The organism is Ectobacillus sp., from assembly GCF_056992975.1.
This window is the reverse complement of record NZ_JBXKMX010000016.1, coordinates 1-4908: the sequence shown is the minus strand read 5'-3', so window position 1 is coordinate 4908 and position 4908 is coordinate 1. Positions and strand designations below refer to the sequence as shown.

General features: G+C 42.8%; 5 protein-coding genes. All 5 read right to left on the bottom strand.

The genetic code is table 11. From position 1 onward, the window contains the following. Nucleotides 1-1055, bottom strand: a 1055-nt coding sequence (locus tag AC11ZT_RS00700; RefSeq protein ID WP_484057764.1) for a cobyric acid synthase, incomplete at its 3' end; no start/stop codon positions are given. After that, nucleotides 1048-2412 (bottom strand): cobyrinic acid a,c-diamide synthase CobB, encoded by a 1365-nt coding sequence (locus AC11ZT_RS00695; RefSeq protein WP_484057763.1) that lies wholly within the window; start codon nt 2410-2412, stop codon nt 1048-1050. The genes AC11ZT_RS00700 and AC11ZT_RS00695, both read right to left, overlap by 8 nt. Before the next feature lie 26 nt (nt 2413-2438). Further along, complete coding sequence (locus AC11ZT_RS00690) at nt 2439-3560, bottom strand: cobalt-precorrin 5A hydrolase (protein WP_484057765.1); 1122 nt, start codon at nt 3558-3560, stop codon at nt 2439-2441. Further along, nucleotides 3560-4333 carry a precorrin-4 C(11)-methyltransferase gene (cobM, locus tag AC11ZT_RS00685; RefSeq protein ID WP_484057762.1) on the bottom strand — a complete coding sequence of 258 codons (774 nt, stop codon included), beginning with the start codon at nt 4331-4333 and terminating at the stop codon, nt 3560-3562. Before cobM ends, AC11ZT_RS00690 begins: the two co-directional genes overlap by 1 nt. Continuing rightward, a partial coding sequence (cobI, locus tag AC11ZT_RS00680; RefSeq protein WP_484057761.1) for a precorrin-2 C(20)-methyltransferase occupies nt 4330-4908 on the bottom strand: 579 nt, incomplete at its 5' end. The genes cobI and cobM, both read right to left, overlap by 4 nt.

Genomic DNA, 4908 nt, shown 5'->3' with positions numbered 1-4908 from the left:
TGAAGTGGATCAAAAATCTTCTCACCAAGCATTTGATACCCACCACAAATTCCAAATATACGTGTTCTCTTTTTCTTATGTAAATCTACTATCTTCTCCGCTATCCCGCTTTCTCGTAAGAACATCAAGTCCTCAATCGTATTTTTGCTTCCCGGCAATAGAATCAAATCCGGCTCATGCACTTGATCTGCCCTGGTAACATAGCGAACATCACAATCCGGCTCGGCAAAAAACGGCTCGGCATCCGTGAAATTCGAGATTCTTGGGTATTGAATAACAACAATATCAATCTCTTTTTCTGCATGCTTTCCTGCAGTATATTCATTTAATACGAGCGAATCCTCTGCATCAATGGCAAGATTTCGAATATACGGCACTACGCCGAGAACCTTCTTTCCCGTATACTCTTCAAACCAATCCAGTCCGGGCTGCAGCAGACTGACATCGCCGCGAAATTTATTAATAATGACACCAATAACGCGTTCACGGTCCTCTGGTTGAAGCAGTTGAAGCGTTCCAACTAAGCTTGCAAATACGCCGCCTTTATCAATATCTCCAATTAAAATAACAGGAGCATTCGCAATTCTTGCCACGCGCATGTTGACGAGCTCGCGGTCCATTAAATTGATTTCTGCTGGACTTCCTGCTCCTTCTATCACAATTCGTTCGTACTCTTCAGATAAAGTTTGCAGCGAATCCTGAATCAATTTCACACCCACCTGAAAAAAATCCTTCCGATAATCACCGGCCTTCATCGTTTCATATACTTTGCCATGTACAACAATTTGCGATTCATAGTCGCGGGACGGCTTAATTAAAATTGGGTTCATATCAGTTGTCGCAACGACACCTGCTGCTTCTGCTTGCACGCCCTGGGCTCTGCCCATTTCTTTTCCATCAATCGTAATATAAGAATTGAGCGCCATATTTTGTGACTTAAACGGAGCCGTTTTGTAGCCGTCCTGTGCAAAAATACGGCAAAAAGCAGTTGTGATGACGCTTTTTCCAGCATCTGAGTGCGTTCCTTGCAGCATAATGGGGAGTGCTTTATTCATGCGTCTTCATCTCCTTGCAACGGTTGATCCAATTTACTGCCATTTGCGGACAAGAACCAAAATGAAAGTGAGTATAACCAGCGATTAGATTATCACGCATGTAACCTTCTTGCTTTCTGCCGCGCATCCCTTTTGTTTCGTAAGCATATGGAACCTCATCCTTTGGATGGAACGTCGAGTAATGAAATTCATGACCCTTTGCTTGTAAGTTTCCAGCCAGTAAGAAGTTGGTTCCGGTTACTTCACGGTATCCGAGTGCTGCCAACTTTGTTTGCATCTTAACCGTACCAGGAACCACGCCTATCATTTCATAGGTTTTGCCGTCTGTTGTTTCAATCGCTTCTGTTAAAAACATAAAGCCGCCGCATTCTGCCAAAGTAGGCATACCCTTTTTAATAGCAGTTTGGATGGAGCGCTTCACTGCTGTTTGCTTAGATAGCTCATTTGCAAATTCTTCTGGAAATCCACCACCGATATAGAGACCATCCACATCACTTGGAACCAATTCACCATCTAATGGAGAAAATTCTACTAGTTCTGCCCCGTAAGATTCCAAAATATCAAAGTTTTCCTGGTAATAAAAATTAAAAGCCGCATCTCTTGCAACAGCGATGCGAACGGTTTTCTCTTCTTTTCTCTCAAACTGCGAATTTGTTACTTGAAGAGCAGTGGTTTCTGCGAGTTCATATAGGCGGTCGATATCTACCGTTTCCAACATCACGTCACCAAGACGATCAAAAAATGGATCAAGCTCGCCTCGCTCTACAGAAGGCACTAACCCTAAATGACGCTCTGGTATCGTTAAATCAGCATTTCGTTTTATGTAACCGAGGACTGGAATCTTACATTCTTGTTCAATTGCGGTTTTGACAATGTTAAAATGGCCCATACTTCCAATTCGGTTGGCAATGACACCGACAATATTTGTTTCATCCAAAAAGGATTGAAATCCCTTCACAATGGCAGCACTACTTCTAGCCATGCTAGCGCAGTTCACTACGAGAACAACCGGACTTTTTGTAATGATACTGATTTCGGCTGTCGTTCCCTCATTATTGGTTGGATTTTTCCCGTCAAAAAAACCCATCACACCTTCAATAATAGAAATGTCGGCGCCAACGCTGCCTCGATTTACAATGTCTGTCACCATTTCATGTCCGAGCATCCAACTGTCCAAATTACGGGAATTTCTTCCTGTCACTGCGGTATGATAAGTAGGATCGATATAATCCGGACCGCATTTAAACCCTTGGACTACATACCCTTTTTTTCGTAATGCTGACATAATCCCAATTGTTACGGTTGTTTTTCCAACTCCGCTTCCAGTTCCTGCAATTACAAGTCTTCGATTTGACATGCCATTTCTCCTCCTTTCCTTGTCGATTAGTAGGGAATAACCGCTACAGAAATCGTGACATTTCCTGACTTTTTCTTCACAAGTTCTAATGCTTCCGCACCGCTATATAACAGTGCTGCTGGTTCGCTCACCCCGTACGCTCCTGTGTATTTAAATACTGTCTCAGAAGGTTGCTTTATTTTCACCCTATTTAGTACTTCAGGAGCATAATAAACAAATTTCCAGTCGTTTTTTCGTACTACCTCAAGGAATCCTTCTTCATCTTTTTTCAAATCAATCGTGCAAAGCGCCTTCACACTTTTTATCGAAAATGCAAGTTCTGCTAGCGTTTCCTGAATAACCGCTTCGATTTCCTCAGCGGATGTGCCGCGGTTGCAGCCCATCCCAAGCACAATCACCTTCGGACGGTATAACACTCCGTTTTGTAAAATGGCATTCTCCTCCGCTTGAAGATTTCGATGAGTGACAACAAGGGCAGCATGATGCGGATGCTTTAATGCCTCAGCAACCGAATGATAGACTTTCATATGCATAGGTAGCGGATGCTTGTAGTTCCACCATTCTTTTTCGCCGGATTCTTGCACAATTGCAATCTGTTCTTCATTCACAACCGCTGCGCTAACTGGCGTTAATTTTTCAGCAGATTCCCATACCCAGCCAAAGCGCTTGCCAAAGAGATCAACGGGAATCGTTTGTTGAACGTCCGAAGCAGTCGTAATGATAGCATTCGCTCCCAGAGTTGCTGCTACCTCTCTCGTCAGTTCATTTGCTCCGCCGATGTGACCCGATAATACACTGATCACATTCTCACCTTTATCATCGATCACAACAACACCAGGATCGACCTTTTTATCTTTTAAAAGAGGAGCAATCATACGTACCACTGCACCTAGCGAAATAATAATTATGAGCCCTTGATACGATTTAAACAGGGCAGGAAGCAACAAACGGACACTGCCCGTAAAAAGTTGAATACCTTTTTCCCCTTCATCTCCCTGTTCAAATTTGCTCATATAATATACATCCGTATTTTGAAACGAACGCCCTAGCTTTCTTGCAATCTGTACGCCATGTTTTGTGATGGCAACGACTGCATATTCACCGTTTTGCACGATTGCAGGCATTTGTCCTTCCAAAAGCGTATGGATCACGATTTTACCCCCCGGCGAAATCCGTGTGTGAATTCTTTATCGTACAGCTTTGAACGGTACTCTTTATCATGTATATTTTCATCAAGCGCCCAGCCCATTAAAATCATCGCCTGCTTCCGTATACCATTTGTCCGCATTGCCTCATCCATGTTTTCCACTGTCGTACGGACAACTTTTTGATCAGGCCATGATGCTTTATAAATGACCGCTACCGGCGTATCTTTGCTCCAACCGGCATCCAATACTTCTTTCATCACTTTTTTCGTTAAGGTGCTACTTAAGAAAAGAGCAATTGTACAGTGGTGCTTGGCTAAATCCCGTAGTTTTTCAAACTCAGGCACTGGCGTTCTTCCTTCAGCTCTTGTTAAAATCAACGTTTGTGTTAAGTCTGGAATAGTAAGTTCTGCTTGTGCCGCTGCAGCTGCTGCAAATACTGAGCTAACACCCGGCACAATTTCAACACCGATTCCTGCTTTTTTTAGTAGAACCATTTGCTCCATAATCGCACCGTATACGGCTGGATCACCTGTGTGAACGCGCACAACCTTTTTCCCTTGCTTGATTCGTTCCACCATAATGGAGACCATTTCTTCTAAATGCATCCCCGCTGTTTTCATGACCTCTGCTTCTGGCTTTGCTTTTGCAATTAATTCTTCATTCACAAGAGAATCCGCATACAATACTACATCCGCTTCCTCTAGAAGCTTTAACCCTTTTACTGTAATCAAATCTGGATCGCCAGGACCTGCTCCAATTATGTATAGTTTCATTTTCTCACCACCATCAATGTTAAATATTCCAATTCAGCACCTTCAATTTCTTCTGCTTTCCAAATAATCTCTTCATCCGATGTTACTTTTGTCACAACAGAAGTGTTAGGAAGCAAATCTAATTCACGTACAACTTGCAGCATCAAATCGATAACCTTCGCCACCTTGATAAAAATGACACAATCATGATTTTCAATGGCTTGCTTCATTGCTTCATAATTATCGTGAGCTGGAATGATAGCAACATGCTCATCCCCGTCTGCAAGCGGAATACCAAGTCTTGCTGCAGCTCCATTCACAGAAGAAATACCAGGAACAATTTCAATGTTAGCTTCTGGATGACGCTCTTGCATCAGAACCATCATATGGATGAATGTGCTATATAAAAGTGGGTCACCTTCTGTAACGAACGCAACATTCTTACCTTCCTGTAGCTTTTCCCACACGCTTTCAACCGTCTCGCTCCACTTTCGTTCCAAAATGGCCTCATCCTTTGTCATTGGAAACACAAGACCAAGCATTTCTTTATCATTTGGATTCACATACACATCGATAATTTTTTGGGCATAGCTTTT

What these genes read in the sequence shown, in the direction of transcription:
- AC11ZT_RS00695 (WP_484057763.1), bottom strand. Translation starts at nt 2,412, where the DNA reads ATGTCAAATCGAAGACTTGTAATTGCAGGAACTGGAAGCGGAGTTGGA.
- cobM (WP_484057762.1), bottom strand. Translation starts at nt 4,333, where the DNA reads ATGAAACTATACATAATTGGAGCAGGTCCTGGCGATCCAGATTTGATT.